This window comes from Candidatus Igneacidithiobacillus taiwanensis (genome assembly GCF_031962545.1).
Classification (GTDB): Bacteria; Pseudomonadota; Gammaproteobacteria; order Acidithiobacillales; family Acidithiobacillaceae; genus Igneacidithiobacillus; species Igneacidithiobacillus taiwanensis.
Window position 1 is genome coordinate 72,238 of sequence record NZ_JAVRKK010000001.1, and the last position, 25,994, is coordinate 98,231.

The following is a 25,994-nucleotide window of genomic DNA, read 5'->3' on the forward strand; positions in this document are numbered from 1 at the left end:
AGCTGCCCCCTATGGCCATCAAATCCGACCGCTGGATTCGGCAAATGGCCGAGGAAAAGGGCATGATCGAACCCTTCGTAGCGCAGCAGATTCGGCAGGTGGAGGGGGAGCCGATCATCTCCTACGGGCTCTCCTCCTACGGCTACGACATCCGTTGTGCGGGCGAATTCAAGGTCTTTACCAATGTGCGCAGCGTCATCGTCGACCCCAAAAACTTCAGCGAGGATTCCTTCGTCGAGTTCAGTGGCGACACCTGCGTCATTCCCCCCAATTCCTTTGCCCTGGCGCGCACAGTTGAGTATTTTCGCATTCCGCGCAATGTGCTCACCATCTGCCTCGGTAAGTCCACCTACGCCCGCTGCGGCATCATCGTCAATGTCACCCCCTTCGAGCCAGAATGGGAGGGGCATGTGACCCTGGAGTTTTCCAACACCACCCCGCTACCGGCAAAGATCTACGCCAACGAAGGCGTGGCGCAGGTGCTTTTCCTCGAGTCCGACGAAGTTTGTGAGGTCTCCTACGCCGACCGTGGCGGTAAGTACCAGCGCCAGCGCGGGGTTACCCTGCCGCGCACCTAGTGTTCGCTGGTATCGTCTTGGGCGCTCGGGTGTCCGCCCTTGTGGGTGAGGTAAAGGGCCAGGGCGACGAGGGCAATCCCCAGGGCAAGATAGAGCAGGTCAAGAAAATTGCCGACGTGCATCGACAGGGAGCGCTCGAAAAAGCTCACGATCAGAATCATCAAGATGACCTTGGCCAAGCGGTCCTTGAGGTCATCCAGACTACGAATGAATAACACCCGCGAGCCCTTGGCCTCGCCCGCCACATCGATTTTGCTGATGAAGAGCTCATAGAGGCCCAGAGAGAAGATCAGCAGGATGGTGGCCAGCAGGTAGCCATCGACGATGCTCACGGCGTGCGCCACCACTTCTAGATGAAAGGCAGAGCGGGCCTCGCTGGTCATTTGCGGGCTGGCGTAGGTAAAGATGTGGCTGACCAGCTGCCAGGCATCGTAGGAGGTCATGAAAAAGACGGCAAAGGCCACCAAGAGGCTGGCAACGACGGCAAAGAGCACGGCAAAGCGGCTGTTCCAGAGCAGCCACTCGAAAATCGCCTCGATTTTTTCCATAAGAATCTTCATTACTGTTTTCCGGTGCTACCAAAACCACCATCGCCGCGCTCGGTAGCGGCAAACTCCTCCACTACCTGCAGCGCCGGGCGCAAAACCGGCACCAGGATCATCTGCGCCACCCGCTCGCCGACGGCAATTTCCAGGGGCTCGTGGCTGCGGTTCCAGAGAGAGATCTTTACTGGCCCTTGGTAGTCGGCATCGATCAGACCGACGAGATTGCCAAGGACCAAACCACGATGACCCAGACCGGACCGCGGCAGGAGCAGGGCACCCACGTTGGCGTTGCCGATATGCATGGCAAAGCCGGCCGAGACCAGCGCCGCCTGCCCCGGCGCCAGGGAGAGGGGACTGTCGATACAGGCACGCAGGTCCATTCCCGCCGCCGCGGCACTGGCATACTGCGGCAGGGGCCACTCCGTGCCCAGGCGTGGATCCAGAATGCGGATTGCCAATTTCTCCATGTCAGTCACTCTCCCCAATTTCCGAGTCGAGATGATGCAACAAGGCGCGGGCGAGGTCGAGCTTGGGCTGGCGCGGTAGTACCCAGCGCTGCCGCGGGCTGACCAAAACGATGGCATTCTCTTCCGTACCCATGGCGCCGCCCCGCAGGTCGTTGAGCGCCGCAAAGTCTGCCCCTTTGGCGCGCAGTTTCGCTACGGCTCGTTCCTCGTCGGCGTGGGTCTCGGCGGCAAAGGCGAGGATTCGGCGCGGGGCTTGCGGATCTTCGTGTAGGGTTTTGACGATATCTGGATTGGCAGCCAGGGCCAGTTGGGCGGGCAGTTCCTGCTTGGGCTGTTTGTGGGTCAGGATGGTGGCGGGTCGGTGATCGGCCACGGCGGCATTGGCGATCAAGAGATCGATGTTTTCTCTTTGCACAAGGCCCTGGCACACCTGCAGCATCTCCTGTGCCGAGGTAACGGCAATGCGCTCCACCCCGGTGGGGCAGGGCAGGCAAGTTGGCCCACTCACCAAGGTTACGCGGGCGCCGCGCTCGGCCGCCGCTTGCGCCAGAGCATATCCTTGCCGGCCGCTTGCGCGGTTGCTGAGGCCGCGCACGGGATCCCAGGCCTCCCAGGTAGGACCAGCCGTAACGAGCACGCGCCAGCCCAGCCAAGGATGCGGGGCAAGGGCCAGCCGCAGTCGATCGACGATCTGCTCGAGCTCCATCAGCCGGCCGCTGCCGGTTTCACCGCAAGCGAGGCTGCCGCTGCCGGGTTCCAGAATCTGTGCCCCATCGGCAGCCAATTGCCGCAGATTGCGCTGGGTGGCGGGATGCTCCCACATTGCCGTATTCATTGCCGGGGCAAGAAAGAGGGGAGCGCGGCTGGCCAGTACAATGGCCCCGGGCAAGTCTTCAGCAAGGCCTTGGGCAAGGCGGGCGAGGCCGGCTGCCGAGACGGGCGCGTAGAGCAGGGCATCGGCCCAGCGCGCCAGGGCAATATGGTCCATGGCCGCTTCTTCTGCCGGAGAAAAGAGCGACTGGCGTGCGGCGTGGCCACTCACCGCCTGCAGCGCCAGCGGCGCAACGAAGTCGCTGGCGTGCGGGCTCAGGGCAACACGTAATTCGGCACCTGCCGCGCGCAGCAAGCGAATCAACTCCGGCGTTTTGTAAGCGGCGATGCTGCCGCCGATCAACAGCAGAATTTTTTTGCCCGTCAACGGGTCCATGGCGGCGCTCTTTTCGCTACAATCAATTTGCTAGCATACGAAAAAGAGGGAGCATATGGCTATTTCCGATTGGCCCGCCGGCGAGCGCCCGCGGGAACGTCTCTTGGCGCAGGGGGCGCAAAGCCTCTCCGACGCCGAATTGTTGGCTATCTTTCTGCGCGTTGGCGTGCGCGGCAAAAGCGCGGTCGACCTGGCGCGCGACGTGTTACAACGGTTTGGTGGCCTACGCGGCTTGCTAACTGCGCAAAGCGAGGCCTTTTGCGCCGAGCATGGCCTTGGGCCGGCCAAGTTTGCGCAGTTGCAGGCGGTACTCGAGATGGCACGTCGTCACTTGGCCGAGAGCTGGAGCCGCGGTGAGGCCCTGGAGTCGCCGCGGCGGGTTGCCGAGTATCTGCGCTCGACTCTGCGCGATCGCAGCCGCGAGATCTTTGCCGTGGTCTTTCTCGACCAGCGCCATCGGGTACTGCGCTTTGAAGAGATGTTCCAGGGCACCATCGACAGCGCCAATGTCTACGTCCGCGAAATCGCCAAGCGGGCATTGGAGCTGAATGCCGCCGCCCTCATCGTCGCCCACAACCATCCCTCGGGAGTGAAGGAGCCCAGCGCTGCGGATTTGCAGCTCACCCGGCGCCTCGAAGACGCCTTGCGCCTGCTCGAACTACGCTTGCTCGATCACTTCATTGTTGGTGAAGGAGAACCCCTGTCGCTGCGCGAAGCGGGAGGCTGGTGAGGACGAGGCTTACGGTGGTTTTGCGCAGCTGCGCCGATCCGTCTATAGTGATAAGGAAATTTTGGGATGGCGCCAAGCATGGGTATCAACGCTGCACTCACTATCATAGCCATTGTGTCAGTCATTGCGCTGCTAATCATTGCCGTTGCCGCGGGGGTGGTAATACGCACTTTCTTGCGTTTGGAGCGGGTCTTGGCGCGCACCGAGCAGGAGATGGCGCCCCTACTCTTCGACCTCAAGGTGTTGCTCGGTGAATTGCAAAAGATCGTGCGTAGCGGTGGCAAGCAAATGGAGCGTGTCGAGGCCACCTTGCGTTATGTGGATCGTGAATTACGCGATACGATCGAGACCTTTACCGTGCCGGTACAGGAGTTTGGTATCTGGGCGCGGGCCGTGCGTGCGGGGTGGCGCTATTTTGCCCGTCGCCGTTGAGGTGCTTGCGGTACTACGCGATTGGAGGTGTAAATGAAGAATTCGACTACCGGTTTTGTGATGGGATTGCTCGTCGGGGCCCTGGGCGGTGTGCTGTTGGCCCCCGCCAGTGGTGCCGAGACGCGCGAGGACTTGCGGCGGGGAATGCAGCGCGGCAAGGAACAACTGCGCGAGTTCGAGCAGACTGCCGAAGAGCGGGTGCTGCGCCTGATTGAAGACATCCAGGAAAAGACCCAGCAGTTGCTGAGCAGCGGCGGCGAACTGGTCGAGGCCAAGCGCCAAGATTTGCAAGAGGCCATTCGTGTCGCCAAGCGCGCTCTGGCCGAAGAGCGCGAGATCATGCTGCGCTCCCGGCGCGATCGCCTTGGCGATCTGGAGCGGGACGAGGCCGCCGACGACTGATCGCGCAGTTTTTTATGCGGTAATCAATCAAATCATGGTGCGCCGTGCGGGTTGCATCGTTAATATACCCCCAGTTTTCTGTCAAGGAGTAGTGTGATGGCTGATAAATTGTTGATGGTCATGGTCAATACCGATCCCGCCAATCCGCAGGAGCTGGGTGCGCCCTTCTTCCAGGCGACGGTGGCAGCGGCTATGGACTTTGAAGTGGAAGTCGTGCTCACCGCCCGCGCTGGCGAGTTGGCCAAGAAGGGTGTGGCGGAAAAGATGCATGTCATGCCCGGCAGCCCCAAGAGCGTGTACGATTTCATCAAGGACGCCCACGAAGCCGGCGTGAAGTTCTTCGTCTGCACCCCCACCCTCGAGCTTTGGGAATGCACCAAGGATGACCTCATTCCCGAGGTATCCGATGTCGTCGGTGGCGCCTACGTCATCGAGCAGGCGATGGACGACGACGTCGTCACCTTCACCTACTAAGTGTGTCATGACGCCTTCCCACCTGGGACCCGCTGAACAACTGTTCAGTGCGGAGGCGGTGCAAGCGGCCATCCAACGGATGGCCGTTGCCATAAATGCCGATCTCGAACCTTTGGTTCCCCACCGTCCGGTGGTGGTAATGACGGTACTCTCCGGCGCCATCGTCGTGGTCGGCCAATTGCTCCCTCTACTGCACTTTCCTCTGCATCTCGACTGCGTGCAGGTTAGCCGCTATGGAGACAAGACCCGCGGCGGCGATCTTCTTTGGCGTCTGACGCCTCGCGAACCTATTCTCGATGCGACGGTGCTCCTCGTCGACGATATCCTCGATGAAGGCATCACCCTGCTTGCCCTGCAGGATTACTGCCGCGAGCAAGGCGCGGCAGCGGTGCATACGGCGGTAATGGTACGTAAGGAGCGCCCACGGGCTCGTGAGGTGCCGGTAGACTATGTCGGCCTCGAGGTGCCCGATCGCTTCGTCTTTGGTTATGGCCTCGATGCCCGTGGCCTAGGCCGCAACGCACCGGGGATTTTTGCGTTGATCGAGGAGGACGCCCATGGGTAGTGTCGGGATCATTGGCGGCAGCGGTCTTACCCAGCTCAAAAATCTGGAAATTCTCCACCGTCGTATTATCCGCACTCCCTTTGGGGAGGCCTCCGGCCCCCTGACCTTTGGCGTACTCAACGGCCAGGAAGTGATCTTCCTCGCCCGCCACGGCTACGGCCACACCATTCCGCCGCACCGCATCAACTATCGCGCCAATATCTGGGCCTTGCACCATGTTGGCGTTAGCCATGTCATTGCGGTGACCGCAGTCGGTGGGGTGAGCGATGCCATGCAGTCGGGGGTGCTCCTCGTCCCCGACCAACTCATCGATTACACCCACGGCCGGCCGAGCACCTTCTTTGAGGGGGGCGAGGCGCAGCAGGTCATTCACATCGACTTCTCCGAGCCCTACTGTGCCAATGTTCGGCAGCGACTGGCACAAGGCGCAGCGGCGGCGGGTATTGCCCTCCACCAGGGGGGAACCTATGCGGCGACCCAGGGGCCACGTCTGGAGACTGCCGCGGAAATCCGCCGCATCGAGCGCGACGGCGGTGATGTCGTCGGCATGACGGGCTGCCCAGAGGCGGTGCTGGCGCGCGAAATTGGTCTTTGCTATGCGCCCTTGTCTTTGGTTGTCAACCCGGCGGCGGGCAAATCCAAAGAGCCGATCACCATGGAAGGCATCGATGCGGTGATGCACGAAGGCATGGACCGAGTGCGCAGTGTGCTGGCAGCCACCGTCCCTCTCCTCGCCGACTGTCCACCCTGTAACTGCGGTCTTGCGGTTGGGCCCGATGCCATCAAGGCCCTGCACCAAGCCGCGGTCAAGGGCAGCAAAGCGCGCAGCAGCGAGGCCTGAGGCCCAGGCGCTACGCGCGCTCAGCCTCAGCGCATGGTCACGAACTCTTCGGCGCTGGTGGGATGGATGGCAATGGTGTCGTCAAAGTCCCGCTTGCGCGCCCCCATGCGCAGGGCAACGGCAAATCCCTGTAGCAGCTCGTCCACCCCATCGCCGATGGCGTGCAAACCGACGATCTTTTCCTCCTGCCCCACGGTAATCAACTTCATGGCCGTGCGCTCCGGCTCCGCTGCGAAGGCGCGCAGCAGGGGCACGAAGCGGCTCTGATAGCACCTTACTTCGCTATCGCCGTAGCGTTCCCTTGCTTCCAGCTCGGTCATGCCCACGGTGGCAATGGGGGGGTGGCTGAAGACGACGGTAGGGGTCAGGCTGGTATCGAGGTAGCGCTCACTCTGACCGCCAAAAAGGCGATCGGCCAGGCGCCGACCCGCGGCAATGGCTACCGGCGTCAGGGCCGGGGCGCGGGTGATGTCGCCTACGGCATAGATGCCGGGAACGGCGGTGTTCTGGTAGCGATCGACGGCAATGTAGCCCTCGGGGTCCGTTTCCAGTCCGACGCTGGCAAGGCCGAGATCCCCGGTCTGCGGGCGGCGACCAATGGCCCAGAGGACGGCGTCCTGCCCGCCCAAGTAGTCGCCCTGGGCAAAGTGCAGGCGCAGCCCGTCGCTCTCCCGGGTGAGCTGGGTGACCTGCCGCTGTGGTAGGAGATTGATGCCTTGCAATTGCATCATCTCGAGCAGATGTTCGCGGAGCATGGGCTCGAAGTTGTGCAAAAAATGCCGCCGGCGCATGACCAGGGAGACATCGCTGCCCAAGGCGCGGAAGATGCCGGCAATTTCGACGGCTATGTAGCCTGCGCCGACGATGCTCACCCGCTGCGGGCGTTCGGTGAGGGCAAAAAAACCATCGGAGTCGATGCCGAGTTCGGCGCCCGGAATCTCCGGCCAGATTGGGCTACCCCCGGTAGCAAGAAGGATTTTGGGGGCGCGCAGCAGGGTGTCGTCTACCTGTACCTGGCCGCTGCCCGCCAGGCGTCCGTGCCCACGAAAGAGCTGGACGCCGTTGGTGCGCAGGCCCTCGGTGTAGCGGCCATGCAGCCTTTCGATGTAGGCGTCGCGGCGTTGTTTTTGCAGACCCCAGTCGAACTGCCAGCGCTCGCCTGCAAAGCCGTAGCTGTGGGCAAGCTCTTGGCTGGCGGCAAAGTTGGCGCTATTCCAGAGCAACTTTTTGGGTACGCAACCAACATTGACGCAGGTGCCACCCAAGGGCCCCTCGGCCACTAGGGCCACCGTGGCGCCGTAGGATGCCGCCCGATTGGCACTGGCAATACCGCCGCTGCCGGCGCCAATCACGATCAGATCAAATTCTTGGCTCATACGAATCTCCGGCGGCGCTCCGCGCGCCGCGCCTCTGGGGGGTTAGCGAACGCCGAGATGCTTGGCCAAATCGTCGGCGCCGCCAATGTGTTTGCCACCAATGAAGACCTGGGGTACCGTCGAGCGGCCGCTTACCGCGCGTACCGAGCGCGAGCTGATTCCCGTACCCATGCCGGTCAGGATTTCCTCAAAGACCATACCGCGTTCTTTGAGCATGGCCTTGGCGCGGGCACAGTGCGGGCAGCCGGCACGGGTGAATAGGGTAATGAACTCCGGGTCCTTGGCATTGGGGTTGATGTAGCGCAGCATGGTGTCGGCATCGGAGACCTCAAAGGGGTCGCCAGGCTTGTCGGGCTCGATGAACATCTTTTCGACGACGCCGTCCTTCACCAACATGGAGTAGCGCCAGGAGCGCCGCCCAAAGCCAAGATCGGCCTTGTCGACCAACATTCCCATGCCGGCGGTGAATTCGCCGTTGCCGTCGGGGATCAAACGCACATTCTCGACGGCCAATTCCTTCGCCCATGCCTCCATCACAAACGCATCATTGACGGAGATACAAAGGATGCTATCGACACCATTTTCGCGCAGCACCGGGGCGAGTTCGTTGTAGCGCGGCAAGTGACTGGAAGAGCAGGTGGGGGTGAAAGCGCCGGGTAGGGCAAAGACGACGACGGTCTTGCCGGCGAAGAGCTCGCGGCTGCTCACATCCTTCCATTGATCGTTTTCGCGGGTGCGGAAGGTGACTTGCGGGACGCTTTTGCCTTCCATATTACAGAGTTTCATGTTGCATACCTCTCGTTGGGGTGGGACAAGAACTGAATGTAGAAAAATATTAGACTAATTCTAAATCCTCTGCAAGTCCCCTTGCCCCGCTTTCAGGCTAGCGCCAAAAAGCTCGCCGCAACGTCGAGGCCGCCATGACGAATCTGATAGTTGGCCTGGGCGCGCACCGCCGCCTTGGCGCGGTAGGCGATACCCACCCCGGCCTTGCGCAGCATGGGCAAATCGTTGGCGCCGTCGCCAATGGCAACGCAATGGGCGGCATCGGTACCGGCGGCAATGGCGAGAAGCTCGAGAATATCGGCCTTCGCCTCGGCATCGACGATGTCGCCAATGACCTCGCCCGTGAGCTTGCCGTCGCGCAGGTCGAGTTGGTTGGCAAAGGCATAGTCGAGATCGAGGGCTTCTTGCACATGCCGGGTGAACTGGGTAAAGCCGCCGGAAACCACCGCCGTTTCCATCCCCGCCCGCTTGGCGGCGGCAATCAGGGCGTGCGCGCCGGGACTGAACCGCAGCCGCTCGCGAATGACGGCATCGATGGCGCTCACCGGCGTGCCGGCCAGGAGACGCACCCGCTCCCGCAGCGAGCTGCGAAAGTCCAATTCGCCTGCCATGGAGCGTTCGGTGATGGCGGCAATCTTGCTCTTCAAACCGAGGTGGGCGCCGAGCTCGTCGATGCACTCGATGGCAATCAGGGTCGAATCCATGTCGCTGATCAATAAACGAAAATGACCACTGTCCCACATGGGTGTCAAGGCGACGTCGACCGGAAATTCCATCAGCGCCTCGAGGAGTTGGTGGTTGACGAGGGCGAGATGGCCAGCGTCCCCCCAAATTTCGAGGACGAGTTCGTTGCCTTGGGCGAGCAGCACCCGTCCCGGCAAAAAGGCGCGTAACGCGAGGCTGGTGAGGGCGCGGCGCAACAGCGTCGGCGTCAAGCTGCCCCGCAGCACCAAGCGCATCGCCTCCTCGTTTTCTGCTGCCGGTCCCCAGAGTACCTCGCGCTCCTGTGCCAATCCTTGTCGCGCCAATTCTTCGAGGAAAGGTTGCAGGGCGGCAAAATCCGCGGGCAGGCGCCAGGTTTGCAGCCAGGTACCGGCGATCTCGCGTTGTTCGATTTCGCCGCTCACCAGCTGCCCCATGCTGGCGGGTAGGGGCATGCGACCCTGGGCGGCGGGACTGAGTAGAACCAGGCGGGTAGCAGACATACGGCACTCCTTAGCGGGGTAGGGCGAGTTCTTCGATAAGGGTGAGCAGGGCTTGGCAGCGCTGTTCGCCAGCAGGTAGCTCGCGACGGAACCGCAGGCGGTCTTGGCCTTCGAGCTGGAAGATCTGGGATTCCTTTTGGATTTTCTCGATCAATCGCTCTACCGGCAGATGATGATCGGCGGCAAGGGTCAGGCGCGCGCCCTGGGGGCCGGCGTCGATGGCGGTAATGCCCAACTCTGCGGCACGGATACGCAGATGGGTCTGGCAGAGCAAGGTCTTGACCGAATCGGGGAGAGGGCCGAAGCGATCCACCATCTCCACCAGAATTTCGCCAATCCCCTGGGTTTGGCGCAAGTTGGCGAGGCGCTTGTACAGCTGCAGGCGCAGTTGCACGTCCGGGAGATAGTCGGCAGGGATGAGGGCCGGAGTGTTGAGATGAATCTGCGGTCCCTCGGCCTGCCGTTCTGCCAGGCTTTGCGGGTCCTTACCGGCGCGGATGGCAGCAACCGCCTCGTTCAGCCACTCCATGAAAAGGGTAAAGCCGACCTCGTCCATGTGTCCGCTCTGGGCATCCCCCAACAACTCCCCGGCACCGCGAATTTCCAGGTCGTGGCTGGCGAGGGCAAAGCCCACCCCCAGCTCTTCCAGGGACTGGATGGCATCGAGACGGCGCTTGGCATCGTCGGTCATCGCCCGCGGCTCGGGGGTAAAGAGATAGCAATAGGCGCGCTGATGACCGCGTCCCACCCGGCCGCGCAACTGGTGCAATTGCGCCAAACCAAAGCGATCGGCACGATCGATGAGCATGGTATTGGCGTGGGGATTATCGATACCCGATTCGATGATGGTGGTGCAAAGGAGCAAATCGAAGCGCTGATGATAGAAATCGAGCATGACCGCCTCGAGCTCGCTCTCGGCCATCTGCCCGTGGGCAATGCGAATGCGCGCCTCGGGAAGGAGGCGTTGCAGGAGTTTTGCACTGCGCTCGATGTCGCGGACCTCGTTGTGTAGATAGTAGATCTGCCCACCGCGATGGAGTTCGCGCTGACAGGCCTCGCGGATGATCGCCTCTGAAAACTCCTGCACAAAAGTGCGCACCGGTTGACGTCGCTGCGGCGGCGTGGCGATCAAAGAGAGATCGCGTAAACCGGCAAGGGAGAGGTTGAGGGTGCGCGGGATGGGGGTGGCGGTCAGGGTGAGCACATCCACCTCGCTGCGCAGGGATTTGATTTTTTCTTTATGCCGCACCCCGAAGCGGTGTTCCTCGTCGAGGATCAGCAAGCCGAGATCGGCAAAGCGCACGTCGCCCTGCAGCAGGCGGTGGGTACCGATGAGAATCTGGATCTTGCCGGCTGCAGTATCGGCCAGGATGGCGTCGCGCTCCTTGCCTTTTTGAAAGCGCGACAAGACGCCAACGCGAATCGGCAGCCCCGCAAAGCGGTCGCGAAAATTCTCGAAGTGCTGCTGGGCAAGGAGGGTCGTCGGCACCAACACCGCCACCTGGGCGCCACTGTTGGCCACCAGAAAGGCGGCGCGTAGAGCGACCTCGGTCTTGCCAAAACCCACATCGCCACAGACCAGGCGATCCATGGGGTGCGGCTGTTGCAGATCGTGGAGGACGGCATCGATGGCCGCCTGTTGGTCTGGCGTCTCCTCAAAGGGAAAGCGCGAAACGAAGTCCCAATAGCGATCATCCGGGGCCGGAAAGGCGCGACCCGGACGCGCCGCGCGGCGGGCGTAGATGTCGAGAAGCTCGCTGGCGGCATCGAAGGCCTTCTGCCTCGCCCGGGCCTTGGCCTTGCTCCAGCGGGTATTGCCCAGGGCGGAAAGGGCCACCTCTTCGCTGTTGCCAACGAAGCGGCTGACGCGATCGAGCTGCTCGACGGGTACATAGACCTTGTCGGACCCAGCATAGGCAATGCTCATGTACTCGTTCACATCGCCATCGGCGGCAAAGAGCGTATCGAGGGCGAGGAAGCGGCCAATGCCGTAATCCTCGTGTACTACGATGTCTCCCGGCTGCAGTTCGCCAAGATCGCGCAAAAGATGTTCCATGCTGCGCTGCCGCGCCCTGCTGCCCCGCCGCTGCGCAAAGATGCGATCCCCAAAAATCTGTGCCTCGGAAATCAGCGCGAGGTCGACGCGGCCGCGCTGGCGGTGCAAGAGACCGCGCTCCAAGGGCGCCACGGCAAGGGCGATGCGCACGGCAGAAGCCGCAAACTGGCGCCAGTCGGCTATCCGTTCGAGGAGAAGGCCCTGTTGCTGAAAATGCTCTGCCAAGGCTTCGGCACGGCCCGCCGACTCGGCGGCAATGATCACCCGGGCCGTTGCCGGTAAATCTTGCAGAAAGCGCTCCAGGCCCTGCAAAGGCTGGTCGCTGCTGCCCTGCAGGGAGGGCGGGGGCAGAAAACCCTCGCTATCCCCGGCAGTGGTCTGCAAAATCAGTTGCGGATAAGCGCTGAGACGACTCTGCCAGTTTTCCGAGCTGAGCAACAATTCCTCGGGGCGGAGGATGGGATGGGCACGATCGCTGCTGCGCTCGGCGTAGCGCTCTTCCCAGTCCTGGCGCAGGTGGTGCAGGGCGCCATCGAGATCCTCGCCGTAAACGATGATGGTGTCGGCGGGCAAGTAATCGCCAATGTCGCCGCAGTTGGGAAAGAAGAGCGGTAGATACTGCTCGGCGCCAGCGGGCGCCTGGTTGCGCGCCGCGGCTCGATAGATGTCCGCTTGCTGCGGATCGCCGCTGAAGCGGGCGCGAAAAGCGGCACGAAAGCGTTGCAGATCCTCCGCCGCCACCGGTACCTCGCGCGCCGGCAAGAGCTCGACGCGCTCGACCTTGTCCAGGCTCCGCTGGGTTTCGGGATCGAAGGCGCGAATACTATCGATTTCGTCGCCGAAAAGCTCGATACGATAGGGAAGGGGGCTGCCGCTCGGGAAGATGTCGATGATGCCGCCGCGCCAGGCAATCTCTCCTGCTTCGGAGACCTCACTGACCGTGTGGTAGCCGGCGTCGATCAGACGCTGACGGAATTCTTCCAGGTGCAGGGGATTGCCGCGCTGCAGCCAGAGAGCGTGCCGAGTGAGATATTCCGGCGGCGGCAGGCGCTGCAAGACGGCTGCCGCCGGGGCCAGAATCAGCCCCCGCCATTGCGGCATGGCAGCGAGGCTAGCCAGGCGTGCCGTGCTGATTTCCGCGGGTGGCTGCAGCCGATCGTAGGGCAGCACCTCGCGATCCGGAAATACCAAGGGGCTGGCCAAATCGGGGGCAAAGAACTGCCATTCCCGCTGCCACTCCTCGATGTCGCGGCTGGCCGCGACGATCAGCAACAAGGGCCGCTGTAACTTGCGCTGGAGCTCGGCAAGTAGCAAGGCCTGGGCCGCACCGGGGCTGGGGGGGAGACGATCGATTTTTCCGCGTTGGGGCAACAGCGACCCGAGCCAATCCATCTGCAAGATTCTGCATCCCTCAAATTCCAAAGGGCACAGTCTATGCAGGGGGTAAGAAAACTGCAAAATTGCGCAACACTCGGGTATGCTCTCGGCAGGGTTAGGGAGGAGCATGATGGTAGACGTTTGGGCGCTGCTGCCCGCTGGCGGACAAGGACGACGTTTTGGTTCGACGCTGGCCAAGCAATACCTGCCTCTGGCAGGGAGCACGGTCTTGGCCCACGCCCTTGCACCGTTTTTGCAGGAAACGCGCATCCGGGGAGTGCAATTGGTCTTGCCGGCGGCGGATATCGATGGTGAAGCCTGGCGCGAGCTCATTACTGCGCAGACGGAGCGCTTGCTGCCGCCGGTGGCGGGCGGTGCCGAGCGCCAGGACTCGGTTCGCCTTGGTCTGCAGGCGCTGCTGGCGCGGGGTGCCGAGGCGGCCGACTGGGTTTTGGTACACGATGCCGCCCGCCCCTGTTTACGCCAGCAAGACCTCCGTGCCCTGCTCGACGCCTTGCCCGAGTCTCCCCAGGGTATCCTCTTGGCTTTACCCGTGGCGGACACCCTCAAACGTGCCGAGGCAGATCGTGCCGTGGCAACGGTAGATCGTCGTCAGCTCTGGCGTGCCCTCACCCCCCAGGCCTTCCCCCTTGGCGCCCTGTTGCAGGCCCTCGACGATGCGCGGGCCGCGGATGCCGTGGTGACCGATGAGGCCTCGGCCCTCGAACGTCTCGGTTGGCAGCCGCGCCTCTTGGCGGCCCATGCCGATAATCTCAAGATCACCTATCCCGAGGATCTGCCTCTGGCAGAAGCCATCCTCGCCGCGCGGAGAGAAACATGAATTTTCGTATTGGACAGGGTTTCGATGTGCATGCCCTGGTGCCCGAGCGGCCCTTGATTCTGGGCGGGGTGACGGTTCCCTACCACTTGGGCCTTGCCGGGCATTCCGATGCCGATGTCCTCATTCATGCCATTTGCGACGCCCTCCTGGGGGCCCTCGCGCTGGGGGATATCGGCAAGCATTTTCCCGACACCGACCCTCGCTTTGCCGGCGCCGATTCCCGCGTGTTGCTACGCCATTGTGCTGGCTTGCTACAGAGGGCGGGGTATCGGATTGGTAATGTCGACAGCACCCTCATTTGTCAGCGCCCCAAACTCGCTCCACATATTCCGCAGATGCGCGAGAATCTGGCGGCGGACCTCGGCGTCGCTATGGAAGCCGTGAGTGTCAAGGCGACCACCACCGAGCAGCTCGGCTTTACCGGTCGCGGCGAGGGGATTGCCGCGCAGGCCGTCTGTTTGGTCCATGACGCCTGATCCCCTCGCTCGCCGCTATCCGCAGCTGCCGCTGCTGGTAGCCGCGTTTCGCTCCTCCCCAGAAACCTTCTTCGTGGAAGAAATCCTTCCCTTCGCGGCCGACGGGGAGGGTGATCACGCCTGGCTCTGGTTGGAGAAAGTGGGCCGCAATACCGAAGATGTAGTGCGTGCCCTCGCCCGCTTTGCCGGGGTTGCCAGTCACGACATTGGCTATGCCGGCCTCAAGGACCTGCACGCCCGCACCCGCCAAGCCTTCACCGTTCCTTTGGCTGGCCGGCAGGAGCCCGACTGGTCGCAATTTCAGGTGCCTGGCATGCAGCTGCTGGAAGTTTCTCGGCATCGACGCAAACTGCGCCGGGGTGCCCATCGTGGCAATCGCTTCGTCGTTGTTGTCGAGACTCCCGTCGCCGCCACAATTTGGGAAGATCGCCTCGGCATGCTGGCAGCCCAGGGTTTCCCCAACTATTTCGGGGCGCAGCGCTTTGGCCGCGATAATCTACCAGCGGCGGGAAAGATGCTCGCCGCCGAGCATCGTGGTCGTATCCCCCACCATTTGCGCGCCCTGTTCTGGTCCAGCGCCAGGGCAGCCTTGTTTAATCTGGTGCTGGCTGAACGGGTAAGGCGCGGCTCTTGGGATCGGATCCTACCTGGCGAGATCCTGCAATTGGCGGGCAGCCACAGCCATTTTCTTGCCTCGCCAGAAGAGTGGCCGCAATTGCAGGAACGTCTCCGCGCCTGGGATTTGCACCCCACGGGACCCTTGCCCGGGCGGGGCGGTACCCTGCCGCTCGAGGAAGTGGCGACGCTGGAGCGGGAAGTTCTCGCTGCTTGGCCAGGTACGGACGGTTCTCCCGGCAACGGTACTGCTTGGGCAGAAGCCCTGGCACGCCAGGGGCTCGAGGCCGCGCGCCGGGCTCTACGGTGTCGCCCGGAACATGGCTCGGTAAGACAAGTGGACGACGGTCGAGTCGAATTCGCTTTTTCTCTGCCCTCGGGCGCCTATGCGACGGTGCTGCTCGAGGCAATCGGCGTGGTACCCCCCGCCGAAAGCGCTTGTTTCGGATAAGTACATACTTTACGATAAACTATTATCACAGTTCTAAGCGACAGTCTGGGAAGGTAAGCATGAAAAATCACGTGACCATTGGGCGTTTGGCGCGCGAGGCAGGGTTGGCGGCGGAAACCTTGCGCTATTACGAAAGAATCGGACTGATCCGTCCGGTGCAGCGAACGCAGTCGAATTACCGCCTCTATGACGAAGAGTCCGAGGCCCGCCTGCGCTTCATCCGGCGGGCGCAAAATCTGGGTTTTTCCTTGGCCGAAGTCAAAGAACTGCTCGATATCAGCAGTCGGCCCGAGAATGACATGGGGGCGGTGAAAGAAATCGCCCAAGCCAAGATCGCCGACATCGAAGACAAGATTGCCGACCTGCAACGCATGCGCGACGCCTTGGAAAGCATCAGCGAGCGTTGCCCAGGGCATGGTTCGGTAGAGGGTTGCCCAATTCTGGCTTCTTTGGCCGGCGTCGAGAAAACTCTGGAGCAAGCCCAGGGCTGACGTTAGGCCCGCAGGCGTCCCAGAAGAATCCGCAAGGCGCCGCTGCCGCCTTCGGTGGGGCGCGCTGGAGCAAAGGCGAGTACCTCTTGGTAGCGTTGCAGCCAGTGGCCAACGAGTCGCTTCAGCACAGGCACCTGCCCCGGCGAGCCGAGGCCCTTGCCATGAACGATGCGTATACAGGTGCGGCGGTGTCGGCGCGATTCCAGCAAAAAGTCGGCTACGGCCGCTCTTGCTTCGTCGACGCGCAGACCATGTAAATCAAGATCGGCCTGGATAGGCATCTTGCCCCGGCGTAAATCACGCAACAGGCGCTCGGGTAGACCAGGGCGTAGGTAGACCCAGTCGTCGCCAGTCCAGAATTCTCCCTCCTCTGGCGTACCCTGGGCGAGCGCGGCCAAGACGGCAAGCTCGTCGGCCTCGGCATATCTTGCCTGTGCCGGTGGTGCGGGTGGGCGCGGCGGCGGTTCTGGGGCGGGCAGGGGGTGTACGTCGGCAAGGGCCGAGCGGAACTCCTCCCGCTCGGCGTCGTCGAGTGGCGGCACGGAGGCAGTCCGTCGACCACCCCGCCGCTGCCCAGAGTGCCGACGCACGCACTAGGCGCTGGCTTGCTCCAGCCAGCGCTCCGCATCGAGGGCGGCCATGCAGCCGGTACCGGCACTGGTCACCGCCTGTCGATAGACATGATCCTGCACGTCGCCGGCGGCAAATACCCCCTCGATGCTGGTCATGGTGGCAAAGCCCTCGCGTCCGCCCTTGGTGATCAAGTAACCGGTTTCGTCCATCTCCAGCTGCCCTTGGAACAGCTGCGTATTCGGTTGATGACCGATGGCAATGAATACCCCCATCACCGGGATTTCCTGGGTCGAATCGCCAGACTGCAGGCGCAGGCCCGTCACCCCGGAGGCGTCGCCGAGCACCTCGGCAACGCTGTGGTTCCAGAGAACCTTGACGTTTTCCTTGGCAAAGAGCTTGTCTTGCAAAATCTTTTCGGCGCGAAACTTGTCGCGGCGATGGACGACGGTAACGGTCTTGGCAATGTTGCTGAGGTACAGGGCCTCTTCGACGGCAGTGTTTCCGCCTCCTACTACGGCAACATCCTGATTGCGGTAAAAAAAGCCATCGCAGGTGGCACAGGCCGATACCCCTTTACCGCGAAACTTCTCTTCGCTTTCGAGACCGAGATATTTGGCCGAGGCCCCGGTGGCGATGATCAAGGCATCGGCGCTATAGCTACCCTGATCGCCCTGCAGACGAAAAGGGCGCTGCTGCAGATCCGCTTTTTGAATGTGATCGAAAACGATCTCGGTATCGAAGCGGCGCGCCTGCTTCTCGAGCTCCGCCATCAGCTCCGGGCCCATGATGCCCTCGGCCGCGCCCGGCCAGTTGTCGACATCCGTCGTGGTCATCAACTGACCACCGGGCTCCATGCCCTGAATGAGAACCGGCTGGAGATTGGCGCGGGCGGCATAAATGGCTGCCGTGTAGCCTGCTGGGCCGGAGCCCAGAATGAGTAAGCGTGCGTGCTTGCTGTTTTCCGACATGAGAGCTCCTGAGCAATGGGAATGGGGAGAGTGTAGCACTCCTCGCCCTGCTAGGACGATACCGACGCAGCGGCGCAATCCCTTGACAATAAAGGGAAGCCTCGGATAGCTTGCGACCATGTCGAAAGTGCGTGGGGCAACTGCGGGTAAAATTCCGCAGAGTAAAAGCAAAGCGGCCGGGTCGGGCTATCCCTGGCGAGGGGAGTTGTGGATCTTTTTCCTTGTCTTGACCGGGGTCTTTGCCGGTATTGCCCTGCTTAGCTTCCATCCCTTCGATCCGAGCTGGTTCAACAGCGGGCGGGGCGAGCCAGTGTGCAACTGGGGCGGCACCCTCGGGGCGGAGTTGGCGGCTTTCCTCGTGCAAACCTTTGGTTTGGCCGCATGGCTGCTGCCCTTCGCCTTTTTGGCGCATGCTTGGAGCTGGTTTCGACGCGTGCACCGCCAGGCCCCGCTGCCGCGCCTGCGTACCTTTGGTGGGCTGCTCCTGCTCTTCAGCATCAGCGTTCTCGGGGCGCTGCTCTGGCCTCTCGCTTGGTGGCCCGTTGCCGGGCAGAGCCCGGGGGGCATCATTGGCGCTGGCTTCACCCATCTCCTGGCGCCCATGATTGGCACGGTGGGGGCGAGTCTGGTCTTTCTTGCCGTATTTGTGCTTGGTCTGGCCTTATTGACTCGCACTAGCCCCACCCAGTGGGTGCATTATCTCCGCTTCCCCACACTCCCGCAGCTGCGCCTACCGCCGCTGCCACGACCGCGCTTCCGCCTGCGGCGAGCCGCAGCAACGGTCGAAAAAGCGCGTCCCTCGGCACCGTCGGAAAGCGTTGCCAGTCCCGAGACTGCAAGCGTACCGAAGTCAGAGCCTCGCCCCCAGCCGCCGGTGCGGGCGCGGAATATGGAGAAGTCCAAGCCGGCACAATTGCCGCTACCGGTACCCGTCGGCCCGCCCCAGGCCGATGGCTTGCCCTCCCTGACCTTGCTCGACGCCGCCGATGCCGACGACCCCACTCTCCTGCCTTCGCCCGAAGAGCTGGCGGCGCGCTCCCGCTTTCTCGAGGAAAAATTTGCCGATTTTGGCGTGAGTGCCGCAGTCGTCGATGCCCATCCGGGACCCGTCATTACCCGCTACGAAATCGAGCCGGCAGCTGGCGTCAAGGTGAGTCAGGTGGCGGGTCTCAGCAAGGATTTGGCACGGGTACTCACCGCACGGGTGCGCGTCGTCGAGGCCATCCCGGGTAAGGCGACCATGGGCATCGAAGTGCCCAATCCCAAGCGCCGCGTCGTGCGTCTCTCGGAAATTCTCGGCAGCTCGGTTTTCGTGCAGAGTAAAAGTTTTCTTACCCTGGCGCTTGGACAAGACATCAGCGGCCATCCCGTCGTTGCCGATCTTGCGCGTATGCCGCACCTGCTGGTTGCCGGCACTACGGGCGCCGGCAAGTCGGTTGGCGTCAATGCCATGATCCTCAGTATCCTCTATAAGGCTACGGCCCAGGATGTACGCCTCATCCTCGTCGACCCGAAAATGCTCGAGCTTTCGGTATACGAGGGCATCCCACATCTGCTCGCCCCGGTGGTCACCGATATGCAGGAAGCAGCCAATGCCCTGCGTTGGTGTGTGGCGGAGATGGAACGGCGCTACAAGGCCATGGCCCATGCTGGGGTGCGTAACCTCGCCGGCTACAACCAAAAGCTGCGCGAAGTCGAAGCGCGTGGCGAAACCCTTGCGGGGCCAGAAAAGGACCTCAACGGTGATGCCATTCCCCTGCGCCCGCTGCCGGCCATCGTTGTGGTCATCGACGAATTTGCCGACTTGATGATGGTGGTGGGCAAGCAAGTGGAAACCCTGATAACCCGGCTGGCGCAGAAGGCGCGTGCTGCCGGTCTGCACCTCATCATGGCGACCCAGCGCCCTTCGGTAGACGTGATTACCGGTCTCATCAAGGCCAACATCCCAACCCGTATTGCCTTTCAGGTGTCTTCGCGCATCGATTCACGCACCATTCTCGATCAGATGGGGGCCGAGACCCTGCTCGGTCAGGGCGACATGCTCTACCTGCCGCCGGGCAGCGGCTACCCCCTGCGGGTGCATGGCGCCTATGTGAGTGACGACGAAGTCCATCGCGTGGTCGAGAGCCTGCGGCAACTCGGTGCCCCGGAATATGACGAAGACATCCTCGCTGGGGTGGGAGAAGACGGTAGCAGCGGGGAAGGTGGGGATAGCGATGCGGAAAGCGATCCGCTCTACGACCAGGCGGTGGCCATCGTCACCAGCAGCCGCAAGGCCAGCATCTCCTATGTGCAGCGCCAACTCAAAGTCGGTTATAATCGGGCAGCTCGAATGATCGAGGAAATGGAGAGGGTAGGCATCGTTGGACCCCTACAAAGCAATGGCAGTCGAGAAGTCTATGCAGCCGCGCCGCCCCGTGACTAAGATCCGGCAGCGCTTTGTTGGCGTAGTGCTGGGGTTGCTTGCTGTCGGAATGACGACGGCAGCGTGGGCGACGGCGCCGGCGGCTCTCCTGCAAAAATTCTTTCAGTCCAGTAAAACGGTCACTGCCAATTTTCAGCAAGAGGTGCTCAACCAAGGCGGTGTGGTCGAGCAGCGCGCCCAGGGAAAACTCTGGATTTCCCGCCCCGGGCGTTTTCGTTGGGACTACGCCGGCAAAAATGGGCAGACCATCGTCTCTAATGGCAAGGAAGTGTGGCTCTATGAGCCGGCCTTGCAGCAGGTCACCGTCCAACCCTTGGGCAAGGTTCTTGGTAGCACGCCGGCCGCCCTCATTGCCGGGCGCGATGTCCTGACCACGGATTTCGACATCAGTGCCTTACCGGCCAAAGACGGGCTAGACTGGGTATTGCTCAAGCCCAAGCAAGGGCAGGCCCAAGGTTTTACCGCCATTCGCATGGGTTTCAATAGCGCCGGACAGCTGCGCCAAATGTGGATGGAAGATGCCTTTCAACAGCAAACCGTGCTGCATTTCGAAAAGGTACGCACCAATATACCGATCTCGAGCCAGACCTTTCACTTTACTCCGCCTGCCGGGGTAGATGTCCTAAAAAATCCCTGAAGCGGAGTGCTCATGCGTAATCCCTTGCTGTATCTCGCCATTGCTGGCTTGCTCGAATTGGCAGGCGTTGGTCTGGCGGCCGCCAATGCCTTCTCTGCGCCCACTGGAGCGGCGGCCCTCTCCGAGGCCGGCGCCGTCGTCGCCGACGGCCAGCCGGTGAGCAATTACTCGTATAACCCAGCGGGAATGGCCTTCTTTCCGGGTAGCCGTGCCGCTCTCGAAATTCTCGCGCAACGCCCCTCCTATACCTTCGATGGCGGCGGCACGAGTATCGGCGGGCAGACCAAAACCAACATTTTGGCCGATCTCTACTACACCCACCGTTTCGATCAGATGCCTCTGGCCGTCGGCATCGGTATTACCTCCCCTTACATCGCTCACAACACCTGGGCGGCGGACACCCTCGGCGTCAACAACCCAGAGCTACAGACCCAACTACGCATCATCGACATCAATCCTAGTGTTGCCTACCTGCTCTTGCCGGACCTCAGCGTGGCGGTGGGGCTGGACTATTACCAGAGCATTGGCGGCAAATTTGGTCCGCTTTCCGCCAATGGTGGCGGTGTGGGTGGGCGGATCGGGCTTCTCTACAGCACCGAAGGCTATAATGTCGGGCTCAGCTATATTTCTCCCGCGAGCATCAGCGCCGGCGGTGGCAAAATTAGCCTGCCGGGCAAGCTACAGGCGGGTTTGCGCTATCGCTGGACACCTTCCTTTGCCACAGAATTGGATGTCGACTGGACCGACTGGCAGAACAGCCAGCTACCCTACTACGGCAACTTGGGTTGGAAGTCGGCCCTTGCCTATCGCGTCGGGCTCAGTTACCACCTCAACCAAGACCTAGAAATCCGCGGTGGTATCGCCCACGAGGATAGTCCGGCGGGCGGTCAGGCAGTGCAGCTGGCGGTACCGGCTACTGCCTCCAACCAGGCCGCCTTCGGTTTGGGCATCGGTTTGGGTCCCTGGCATTACGACATCGGCGCTGCTTATGCCCTCTCTGGCACGGCCGCTGGGGTTGCGTATCCGCTGCCCGGCAGCTCTGTAACCGTCCCGGCAGCCAACTACAAGGCCAGTCAGTTTACCTTTGGATTTGCCCTCGCCCGCAGCTTCTGATTTATAGTCACGAGTACGCAATGATGGCGCAACGGCCTCTGGCAGCGCGCCTGCGCCCTCGGCGCCTGGAGGATTTCGTCGGCCAGCCGCGCCTGCTCGGTCCGCAAGGGTCGCTGCGCGCCTTCCTCGATGGCGGCGCACTGCCCTCGCTCATTCTTTGGGGTCCGCCGGGGGTCGGCAAAACCTCCCTCGCCCGTCTGCTGGCGGCCGAGTCGGGGGCGCATTGGCTCACCCTCTCTGCCGTCGAGAGCGGCGTCAAGGACTTGCGTGCCGCGGCCGAGCAGGCAGCACAAGCCGTCAATCAGGCTACGGTGCTTTTCGTCGATGAAATCCATCGCTTCAATCGCAGTCAACAAGATGCATTACTCCCCTACGTGGAGGAGGGGCGCTTTACCCTGATTGGGGCAACCACCGAAAATCCCAGCTTTGCCCTCGGCGCAGCCCTGCTCTCGCGTACTCAGGTGCTGGTGCTCGAGCCCCTCGACGACGCGGCCTTGCTGCAGATCCTCACGCGTGCCCTGACGGATCCGGAAGATGGCTTGGGTGCACGGCACCTCACATTGCCGCCCGAGGCGCAAGAGCTGCTTCTCGAGGCCGCCGATGGTGATGCCCGCCGCCTGCTCGGAATTCTCGAAGCCGCTGCCGGAACGCGGCAAAACGCCCAAATCGAGCGCGAGGATATTCAGCGTGCCATCGGCCAATATTGGCGGCGCTTCGATCGCCAAGGCGAAAACTTCTACGATCAGATATCCGCCTTTCACAAGTCGTTGCGCGGCTCCGACCCCGATGCCGCCCTGTACTGGCTCGCGCGTATGATCGACGGTGGCGCCGATCCCCTCTACCTGGCGCGCCGCATGGTACGCATGGCGAGCGAGGATATCGGCCTTGCCGACCCGCGTGCCCTGCCGCTGGCGATCGCGGCCCGCGATGCCTATGCCTTTCTCGGCAGTCCCGAGGGCGAGCTTGCCCTGGCTGAGCTTGCCGTCTACTTGGCCAGTGCTCCCAAGAGCAATCGTATCGAAGAGGCGTGGAACAAAGTACGAGCCCAGGTGCGCCGCGATGGCAGTCGGCCGGTTCCCCTGCATCTGCGCAACGCCCCAACCAAGCTGCTGCGGGCGCTGGATTATGGCAAGGAATACCAATACGATCACGAATTTCCCGATGCCATTGCCCCGGACCAGAGCTATCTGCCCGAGGGCTTGCGCGGCGTGCGTTGGTATACTCCCAGCGAACGGGGCTTTGAACAGCAAATGGGCGAGCGTTTGCGTTGGATTGCCGCCCATCGAAAGCGGCAAGGAGACTGAATCATGTTGGATCCCAATCTATTACGCGGACAACCGGAAGAAGTGGCCAAGGGCCTCGCCCGGCGCGGCTTTTTCCTGGATGTCGATGCCCTGGTGGCCCTCGATCAACGGCGCAAGACCTTGCAGATCGACATCGAAGGCCTGCGTAATGAGCGCAATCGTTTGTCTAAAGCCATCGGCCTCGCCCGGCGCGAAGGAAGAGACGGAGCAGCGGAACAAGAGCGGGCAACCCAGGTTAGTCAGGAGCTGGCGGCGCGCGAGGGAGACCTTGCCAGCGCCTTGGCAGCCTGGGAAGAACTCAGCCGTAGTTTGCCCAACATCCCCCAGCCAGACGTTCCCGATGGAAAAGACGAGCAGGACAACGTCTGCCTACGCCACTGGGGCGAGCCTGCCCGAGCTGCGGGGCCGGTAGAGGACCATGTCGACGTCGGTACGCGCCTGGGAATTCTCGATTTTGCTGCTGGCAGCAAGCTCGCCGGTGCGCGCTTCGTCGTGCTGCGTGGCGATGCTGCCCGCCTCGAGCGGGCCCTGATTCAGTTCATGCTCGATCTCCACACCCGCGAACATGGTTATGAGGAAGTCGCCCCGCCCTATCTCGCCAATGCGCAATCACTCCTAGGTACCGGGCAGTTGCCCAAATTTGAGGAAGATCTTTTTGCCCTGCGCGATGATCCCTACTACCTGATTCCCACCGCCGAGGTGCCCCTCACCAATCTCCTGCGGGAGGAGATTGTCGACGTACTGCCGCAGCGCTTTTGTGCCTATACCCCCTGCTTCCGCCGGGAGGCAGGCTCTGCCGGTCGCGATACCCGTGGGATGATCCGGCAACACCAATTCGACAAGGTCGAACTGGTGCAAATCGTTCGCCCCGAGGACTCTGCCGCCGCCTTGGAGGCGCTCACGGCCCATGCCGAAGAGGTTCTGCGTCGCCTGGAGTTGCCTTACCGGGTCATGTTCCTCTGTGCTGGCGACATGGGCTTTGCCGCCGCTCGCACCTACGACCTCGAAGTCTGGCTGCCCAGTCAGCAGTGCTACCGAGAAATCAGCTCCTGCAGCAATTTTGAGAGTTTCCAGGCGCGGCGTTTGCAATTACGGTATCGCGATGCCGAGGGTAAGCCGCAGTTGGCCCACACCCTCAACGGCTCGGCCTTGGCGGTAGGGCGAACCCTGGTCGCCCTGCTCGAAAACCATCTCCAGCCCGATGGGCGAGTGCGGATACCCGCGGTCCTGCAGCCCTATTTGGGGGGGCAAGAATACCTTGGTACGGTAAGCGAGTAGAGCCGGTGGAAAAAGGCTATACGCCGGTTTCCTGCGCCCTGCATAGTGAGCTCGAGCTATCTGTACTTCGCGGCACGCGCTGTCGCCTGCGCTTACTAGATGGTCGACGGTGGCAGGGGTGGGCGGTGGATGTTTGGTCGGCCGTGGGCCGTGAATGGTTGTTGTGGAAAATGGATGGAGCGCGGGCAGGAGAACTGCTCTGCCTGGATTTACTGATGATTGAGGAAATCAATGAAGCACCATATGCGTTGGGGTAGTGTCCTAGCTTGGCTATCGTTCTTCTGTCTGCTCGGCGTTGCCCGCGCCGCCGAATTTCCTTTGCCTCCTGCCGGGCAAAACATGGTCGGAGGGCTCAAGGTTGTCATTGCCCGTCACCAAGATACCTTGCTCGATATCGCTCGGCACTACGACGTTGGCTACAACGAAATTCGTGCCGCCAATCCTGGTGTCGATCCTTGGCTGCCGGGCGCCGGGACGCATGTGGTGGTCCCGACGTGGTACATTCTCCCGCCAAAGCCTTGGGTAGGTATCGTCATCGACATCCCGGCGCGGCGCTTGTTTTATTTTCCCGCCGGGCAGAAAGTCGTGTACACCTATCCCATCGGCATTTTTCGCCCGAACTGGCCGGACCCCTTGGGTACCACTCGAATCATCGCCAAGGTGAAGAACCCGAGCTGGACCGTACCCAAAAATATCCAGGAAGAACACGCCAAAGCCGGTGAGCCGATTCCCGCCTACTTTCCGCCGGGCCCCGACAACCCCATGGGTGAACTCGCCCTAGAGACGGGATGGTCGCAGATCTTCATCCACGGCACCAACAAACCCTGGGGTGTTGGTATGCGGGTAAGTCATGGCTGCTTCCACGTCTACCCCGAAAATGAGGTCCAGCTTTTTAAGATGGTCAAGGTGGGCACGCCGGTACGCAGCATCGATGAACCCTATCTCGTTGGCACAGATGGGAATGGTCACTTCTACTTACAAAGCTTTGCACCCATTGAGGCTTACAAGAATCCGTTGTCACCACAGCAGCGGGCGGTGAACGCCATTAGCGCATACCAGAGCGCGCAGCATACCCAATTCGTGGTCGACTGGCAGCGGGTGATCGACTTGGTGCAAAAGCCCAACACCATCCCCACCCCCATCGACGTCAACTCCCCGAGCCTGCGCGAGATTGTCGATCAATTGCCTGCCGAACCCTATCGCTTTGCTCCGTATGGCGCCGACGCCAATCAAGCCACTCCGCCCGGTGCAAAAGCTCCCACTGTCGAGCCGTAGTCGGCAGGCTGTCCATGATGACGGTCGGTGGGTGCCTGGTCGTCGAGGAGTGCGAAGCCCCTGTAGGGGGGGGCTTGCGCGTTGCATCCGAGTCGTCAGCCAGAAGCGCAAGATCGTCTTACTCCCACTCTCCCGGCTGAGCGATTTCGACGCCGTCGTACCAAAGGCTGCCAGGAGTGCTTGCCAAAAGCCGGAGAGGCCGGTATAGTGCGCCTCCTCGACGCGATGGTAGCTCATCGAACCGAGGGGGTCAGCCGAGTCGGGGTTGACAGGCAGTAAGAGTAAAAGCTATTGTGTAAGACCCGGTGCGGGGTGGAGCAGCCAGGCAGCTCGTCGGGCTCATAACCCGAAGGTCGTAGGTTCAAATCCTACCCCCGCTACCAAAATTTTGTAGTAAACGGTGTACTTGTTCTTTCGCAACCGAGTGGAGATGTGTGGGGTTTAGGCCCTAGATGCTATGGGTGCGCTGTGATGCTGTATGAGAGTACGGTGTTATGGTGTACGGA

The 25,994-nt window shown here is 61.9% G+C and carries 26 protein-coding genes and 1 tRNA gene; 18 read left to right on the plus strand and 9 right to left on the minus strand.

What is annotated here, in order from left to right:
- Positions 1-11: 11 nt before the first annotated feature.
- Positions 12-578: a dCTP deaminase gene (gene dcd, locus RTI30_RS00380; protein WP_312261561.1), complete on the plus strand. Its 567-nt coding sequence runs from the start codon at positions 12-14 to the stop codon at positions 576-578.
- On the opposite strand, the gene RTI30_RS00385 is transcribed toward dcd, so the two are convergent.
- The 3 genes from RTI30_RS00385 to coaBC are packed head-to-tail and all read right to left on the minus strand — an operon-like array spanning position 575 to position 2,797.
- Entirely contained in the window at positions 575-1,138 is a 564-nt protein-coding gene (locus RTI30_RS00385; protein WP_312261563.1) for a YqhA family protein, read from the minus strand. The genes dcd and RTI30_RS00385 overlap by 4 nt on opposite strands.
- Complete coding sequence (dut, locus tag RTI30_RS00390; protein WP_312261565.1) at positions 1,138-1,590, minus strand: dUTP diphosphatase; 453 nt, start codon at positions 1,588-1,590, stop codon at positions 1,138-1,140. Before dut ends, RTI30_RS00385 begins: the two co-directional genes overlap by 1 nt.
- Before the next feature lies 1 nt (position 1,591).
- Complete coding sequence (gene coaBC / locus RTI30_RS00395; protein WP_312261567.1) at positions 1,592-2,797, minus strand: bifunctional phosphopantothenoylcysteine decarboxylase/phosphopantothenate--cysteine ligase CoaBC; 1,206 nt, start codon at positions 2,795-2,797, stop codon at positions 1,592-1,594.
- Positions 2,798-2,852: 55 nt separating this feature from the next.
- Here coaBC and radC point away from each other — a divergent pair, with 55 nt between their 5' ends.
- The 6 genes from radC to RTI30_RS00425 all read left to right on the plus strand — a co-directional run bounded on the left by radC (position 2,853) and on the right by RTI30_RS00425 (position 6,241).
- Positions 2,853-3,527 (plus strand): RadC family protein, encoded by a 675-nt coding sequence (radC, locus tag RTI30_RS00400; RefSeq protein ID WP_312261568.1) that lies wholly within the window; start codon positions 2,853-2,855, stop codon positions 3,525-3,527.
- A 66-nt stretch (positions 3,528-3,593) separates the two neighbouring features.
- A complete protein-coding gene (locus RTI30_RS00405; protein WP_312274602.1) occupies positions 3,594-3,959 on the plus strand; it encodes a DUF948 domain-containing protein in 366 nt (121 codons plus the stop codon).
- Positions 3,960-3,992: 33 nt separating this feature from the next.
- The gene (locus tag RTI30_RS00410) at positions 3,993-4,361 is read left to right on the plus strand and encodes a YtxH domain-containing protein (protein WP_312261572.1); all 369 of its coding nucleotides are present in this window, start codon (positions 3,993-3,995) and stop codon (positions 4,359-4,361) included.
- A 96-nt stretch (positions 4,362-4,457) separates the two neighbouring features.
- Positions 4,458-4,835, plus strand: coding sequence for a DsrE/DsrF/DrsH-like family protein (locus RTI30_RS00415; protein WP_312261573.1), 378 nt, complete (start codon positions 4,458-4,460; stop codon positions 4,833-4,835).
- A 7-nt stretch (positions 4,836-4,842) separates the two neighbouring features.
- A complete protein-coding gene (locus RTI30_RS00420) occupies positions 4,843-5,400 on the plus strand; it encodes a hypoxanthine-guanine phosphoribosyltransferase (RefSeq protein WP_312261575.1) in 558 nt (185 codons plus the stop codon).
- Positions 5,393-6,241, plus strand: a complete 849-nt coding sequence (locus RTI30_RS00425; RefSeq protein WP_312261577.1) for an S-methyl-5'-thioinosine phosphorylase — start codon at positions 5,393-5,395, stop codon at positions 6,239-6,241. The genes RTI30_RS00420 and RTI30_RS00425 overlap by 8 nt, the downstream gene beginning before the upstream one ends.
- A gap of 26 nt (positions 6,242-6,267) precedes the next feature.
- Here the strand turns inward: RTI30_RS00425 and gorA are convergent, their stop codons facing one another.
- The 4 genes from gorA to mfd form a co-directional block, all read right to left on the minus strand.
- Positions 6,268-7,617 (minus strand): glutathione-disulfide reductase, encoded by a 1,350-nt coding sequence (gene gorA, locus RTI30_RS00430; RefSeq protein ID WP_312261579.1) that lies wholly within the window; start codon positions 7,615-7,617, stop codon positions 6,268-6,270.
- 42 nt (positions 7,618-7,659) lie between these two features.
- Positions 7,660-8,403, minus strand: a complete 744-nt coding sequence (locus RTI30_RS00435) for a glutathione peroxidase (protein ID WP_312261580.1) — start codon at positions 8,401-8,403, stop codon at positions 7,660-7,662.
- Positions 8,404-8,495: 92 nt separating this feature from the next.
- Positions 8,496-9,608, minus strand: coding sequence for a phosphoserine phosphatase SerB (gene serB / locus RTI30_RS00440; protein WP_312261581.1), 1,113 nt, complete (start codon positions 9,606-9,608; stop codon positions 8,496-8,498).
- 10 nt (positions 9,609-9,618) lie between these two features.
- Complete coding sequence (gene mfd, locus RTI30_RS00445; protein WP_312261582.1) at positions 9,619-13,056, minus strand: transcription-repair coupling factor; 3,438 nt, start codon at positions 13,054-13,056, stop codon at positions 9,619-9,621.
- Between the two features lie 115 nt (positions 13,057-13,171).
- Here mfd and ispD point away from each other — a divergent pair, with 115 nt between their 5' ends.
- Genes ispD through RTI30_RS00465 form a run of 4 tightly spaced genes read left to right on the plus strand, consistent with a single transcriptional unit; the run spans position 13,172 to position 15,915 of the window.
- Positions 13,172-13,882, plus strand: coding sequence for a 2-C-methyl-D-erythritol 4-phosphate cytidylyltransferase (ispD, locus tag RTI30_RS00450; RefSeq protein ID WP_312261603.1), 711 nt, complete (start codon positions 13,172-13,174; stop codon positions 13,880-13,882).
- Entirely contained in the window at positions 13,879-14,358 is a 480-nt protein-coding gene (ispF, locus tag RTI30_RS00455) for a 2-C-methyl-D-erythritol 2,4-cyclodiphosphate synthase (protein ID WP_312261584.1), read from the plus strand. Before ispD ends, ispF begins: the two co-directional genes overlap by 4 nt.
- Entirely contained in the window at positions 14,348-15,424 is a 1,077-nt protein-coding gene (gene truD, locus RTI30_RS00460) for a tRNA pseudouridine(13) synthase TruD (RefSeq protein WP_312261585.1), read from the plus strand. The genes ispF and truD overlap by 11 nt, the downstream gene beginning before the upstream one ends.
- Positions 15,425-15,483: 59 nt before the next feature.
- A complete protein-coding gene (locus tag RTI30_RS00465) occupies positions 15,484-15,915 on the plus strand; it encodes a heavy metal-responsive transcriptional regulator (RefSeq protein ID WP_312261587.1) in 432 nt (143 codons plus the stop codon).
- A gap of 2 nt (positions 15,916-15,917) precedes the next feature.
- Here the strand turns inward: RTI30_RS00465 and RTI30_RS00470 are convergent, their stop codons facing one another.
- Together RTI30_RS00470 and trxB are read right to left on the minus strand one after the other, a co-directional pair.
- Positions 15,918-16,457, minus strand: coding sequence for a Smr/MutS family protein (locus tag RTI30_RS00470; RefSeq protein ID WP_312261589.1), 540 nt, complete (start codon positions 16,455-16,457; stop codon positions 15,918-15,920).
- A gap of 51 nt (positions 16,458-16,508) precedes the next feature.
- Entirely contained in the window at positions 16,509-17,456 is a 948-nt protein-coding gene (gene trxB, locus RTI30_RS00475; protein ID WP_312261590.1) for a thioredoxin-disulfide reductase, read from the minus strand.
- A gap of 118 nt (positions 17,457-17,574) precedes the next feature.
- On the opposite strand from trxB, the gene RTI30_RS00480 reads away from it, so the two are divergent.
- The 7 genes from RTI30_RS00480 to RTI30_RS00510 all read left to right on the plus strand — a co-directional run bounded on the left by RTI30_RS00480 (position 17,575) and on the right by RTI30_RS00510 (position 25,871).
- Complete coding sequence (locus tag RTI30_RS00480; RefSeq protein WP_312261592.1) at positions 17,575-19,881, plus strand: DNA translocase FtsK 4TM domain-containing protein; 2,307 nt, start codon at positions 17,575-17,577, stop codon at positions 19,879-19,881.
- Entirely contained in the window at positions 19,856-20,518 is a 663-nt protein-coding gene (gene lolA / locus RTI30_RS00485; protein WP_312274604.1) for an outer membrane lipoprotein chaperone LolA, read from the plus strand. The genes RTI30_RS00480 and lolA overlap by 26 nt, the downstream gene beginning before the upstream one ends.
- Positions 20,519-20,530: 12 nt before the next feature.
- Complete coding sequence (locus RTI30_RS00490; RefSeq protein WP_312261596.1) at positions 20,531-21,631, plus strand: outer membrane protein transport protein; 1,101 nt, start codon at positions 20,531-20,533, stop codon at positions 21,629-21,631.
- Between the two features lie 20 nt (positions 21,632-21,651).
- Positions 21,652-22,935 carry a replication-associated recombination protein A gene (locus RTI30_RS00495; RefSeq protein ID WP_312261598.1) on the plus strand — a complete coding sequence of 428 codons (1,284 nt, stop codon included), beginning with the start codon at positions 21,652-21,654 and terminating at the stop codon, positions 22,933-22,935.
- Positions 22,936-22,938: 3 nt separating this feature from the next.
- On the plus strand, positions 22,939-24,213 hold the full coding sequence (gene serS / locus RTI30_RS00500; RefSeq protein WP_312261599.1) for a serine--tRNA ligase: 1,275 nt from the start codon (positions 22,939-22,941) through the stop codon (positions 24,211-24,213).
- A gap of 231 nt (positions 24,214-24,444) precedes the next feature.
- Positions 24,445-25,488: a L,D-transpeptidase family protein gene (locus tag RTI30_RS00505; protein ID WP_312274606.1), complete on the plus strand. Its 1,044-nt coding sequence runs from the start codon at positions 24,445-24,447 to the stop codon at positions 25,486-25,488.
- Between the two features lie 306 nt (positions 25,489-25,794).
- A tRNA-Met gene (locus RTI30_RS00510) sits at positions 25,795-25,871 on the plus strand.
- Positions 25,872-25,994: the final 123 nt, after the last annotated feature.